Source organism: Burkholderia sp. Se-20378, assembly GCF_017104665.1.
Classification (GTDB): Bacteria; Pseudomonadota; Gammaproteobacteria; order Burkholderiales; family Burkholderiaceae; genus Burkholderia; species Burkholderia lata.
On sequence record NZ_JAAGPG010000937.1, the window covers coordinates 1 to 1,963 of the forward strand.

Genomic DNA, 1,963 nt, shown 5'->3' on the forward strand with positions numbered 1-1,963 from the left:
GTGTGGGGCGAGCAGGGGCCCGGCGACGTGCTGCGGGTCTGCCGCTGCGTCGCGCCGCTCGCCGAGCGCGTGCAGCGCGCGGGCGGCCGGCTCATCTGGAAGACGTTCCCGCTGGTGGACACGCTGCTGCAGCGCAGCCGCGGCGCGCAGGCGGACGCGTTCAGTGCGGGCGGCGGCGTCGACCTGCTGCCGGCCTTCGATTACGAAGTGCCGCTGATCGGCCTGCCGCTGATGCTCGGCATGGAGGCGTCGACGCTCACGTCGTCGGTGCCGTACCTGCGGGCCGATCCGTCCGCGCGCGACGCGTGGCGCGCGCGGCTCGCGAGCGACCGCCGGCTGAAGGTAGGGCTCGTGTGGACGGGCAGTGCGGGACACCAGCGCAATCCGTTCCGGCGCGTCGGGCTCGAGCGCTATGCCGCCGCGTTCCGCGGGATCGACGGCGTCGCGTTTTATTCGCTGCAACCGGGCGCGAACGCGGATGTCGAGGCGGCGCGCGCGGCGGGCCTCGCCATCGAGGATTTCACGGCGGAACTGACGAGCTTCGACGATACGGCCGCATTCATCGGCGCGCTGGATCTCGTGATCACCGTCTGCACGTCGGTCGCGCATCTGGCGGGCGCGCTCGGCGCACGCACCTGGGTGCTGCTCGACGTGAATCCGCACTGGCCGTGGCTGCTCGAACGCAACGACAGCCCGTGGTATCCGACCGCGACGCTGTACCGGCAACCGGCGTTCGGCGCGTGGGCGCCGGTGATGGAGGACGTGAGCCGCGACCTGCGGGGCCTGGCCGCGCAGCCGGTGCAATCGGCCTAATCGGCGGAGTCTGCCCGGCAGGCCTGGGCGGCCGGCCGGTTCGCGGCCACGGGCCGCCGCGGCATGTTGCATTTGGCGGCGGCCGCCACGCACTGCGCAGCGGCCGCGCGTTGCGTCATTCCGGCTGGTCGCCGCCGTTCTTCTTGCCGTTGCGCCGGCGCAGCCCGGGGCCGAACGTGAAGCCGAACGCGAGCAGCACGAGCGACACCGCGAGCACGATGTTGTTGCCGCTCGTCACGTAGGGCGTGAAGCCGCTGGTGCCTTCGATCCGCACGTCGAGCGAGCCGATCGTGAACGGTTTCAGTTGCCCGAGCACGCGGCCGTGCGCATCGATCGCGGCCGTCATCCCCGTGTTGGTCGAGCGCAGCATCGGCCGGCCCGTCTCCAGCGAGCGCATCCGCGCGATCTGCAGGTGCTGGTCGAGCGCGATCGTGTCGCCGAACCACGCGAGGTTCGTCACGTTGACGAGTACGCCCGGCGGCTGCGGGTTGTCGCGGATCGTCGCGGCGATTTCCTCGCCGAACAAGTCCTCGTAGCAGATGTCGGCCATCACGGGCTGGTTGTGCACAAGGAACGGCTTCTGCACCGGGGCGCCGCGCGCGAAGTCGCCGAGCGGCATCTTCATCAGGTCGACGAACCACCGGAAGCCCCACGGGATGAATTCACCGAAGGGCACGAGATGGTGCTTGTCGTAGTGATAGATGTCGCGCGAATTCGGCGTCACGCCGTACAGGCTGTTCGTATAGTCGACGTAGTGGCCGTCCTCGGTCACCGATGCGCCGACCGCGCCGAATAGCACGGCCGAGCCCGTCGTGTCGCTGAACTTGCGGATCGCGACGGCGAACGGCTCGGGCAGCTCCTGGATCATCACCGCGATCGCGGTTTCGGGCGTGACGATCAGGTCGGCCGGCTTCTCGATGATCATCTGCGTGTACATCTTGATCGCCGCGTCGATGCCCGCTTCCTCGAACTTGATGTCCTGCTTCACGTTGCCCTGCAGCAGCCGCACGGTGAGCGGCTTGTTCGCGGGCACGGTCCACGTGACCTGCGACAGGCCGAGACCGGCCGCGATCAGCGCGACCGCGATGCCGGCCGGCGCGGCGATGCGTACGCGCGCATTGCCGGCACGGGGTTCGGCAAGCGGCGACGG

At 69.9% G+C, this 1,963-nt stretch carries 2 protein-coding genes; one reads left to right on the forward strand and one right to left on the reverse strand.

The window, feature by feature from the left end; genetic code table 11:
* The coding region (locus tag G3N93_RS39110) for a glycosyltransferase family 9 protein (protein ID WP_374196560.1) at positions 1–813 on the forward strand (813 nt) is incomplete at its 5' end.
* 115 nt (positions 814–928) lie between these two features.
* Here G3N93_RS39110 and lnt read toward each other — a convergent pair.
* A partial coding sequence (lnt, locus tag G3N93_RS39115; protein ID WP_206135438.1) for an apolipoprotein N-acyltransferase occupies positions 929–1,963 on the reverse strand: 1,035 nt, incomplete at its 5' end.